The following is a 939-nucleotide window of genomic DNA, read 5'->3' on the forward strand; positions in this document are numbered from 1 at the left end:
TTGTCTCAAAGGACGCGGGTTTAATCTTGAAAATACGCGCTTGACAGACCCTAGACGAGTGAAAAAATTGATTGCGGTGTTAGCTATAAGCTTCTGTTGGTGTTACTTAACGGGTGAATGGCAACATAATCAAAAAAAAGCGATAAAAATAAAGAAGCATGGACGACTCTCAATGAGTTTATTTCGCTATGGTTTAGACTATGTTCAAATGGCGATTCAGCGTATAATTGGTTTTGGGAAAAAAGAAGAGTTTAAGGAAATTTTGGCAATTTTAAGAAAGCAGAATCCTGATAGGATAAGGGTTCTGTGAAATTTGTCGTGTACAGAGAAATTTTATAATGAATGTTCCTCTCTTTTTTAAAGAGAGGCTATGAGAGATTTTCAATATTGGCAGCTTTCATTACATTTGGTTCACTTTTTTCAAAAAGGGGGATGTCTCATCAGTACAAAAGATAACCATTGCACACAAGCTAGATTTGCCGAAATTTAGATCAAAAATACGAATAAATGTGTGATGGGTTTATTTTTAAAATTAAAAAAAGGTGACTCATTGCTCTAAAATTGACAAAATTTGTTAAATTTGCAATTTCCATCTGACAATATTTGTCACTTTTTAACAAAAATATACAGTCGAATTAAAAGTTTTAAATTTTTTATGTGTAAGGTGCTGTTTTTTTGTGATAATTGTCTATAATAAAAGTTGGCACGTTTAGTGCTAAGTATAAAATAGCTTACAAAGCTTATAATTAAATTAACAAACATTTGTGGAGAATGTTTATGAACACGATGCAAAAAGGTTTTACCCTTATCGATACTCCATAAGTGTCCATATAAAATGAACAATCCATAAGTAAGTCAATATGGACATAAAAATAATAAATTTGATATGAAGAATCAATATTATCTTTTTCTACTTTTTTCAATCTCCATTTTTACCTA

1 pseudogene is annotated in these 939 nt (G+C 30.6%); it reads left to right on the top strand.

Annotation, left to right across the window (positions count from 1 at the left end):
- A pseudogene (locus tag HX743_RS16150) lies at window positions 1–310 on the top strand (IS4 family transposase); the annotation flags it as partial.
- Window positions 311–939: the final 629 nt, after the last annotated feature.

The organism is Acinetobacter sp. Swhac1 (assembly GCF_013390985.1).
GTDB classification, from domain to species: domain Bacteria; phylum Pseudomonadota; class Gammaproteobacteria; order Pseudomonadales; family Moraxellaceae; genus Acinetobacter; species Acinetobacter towneri.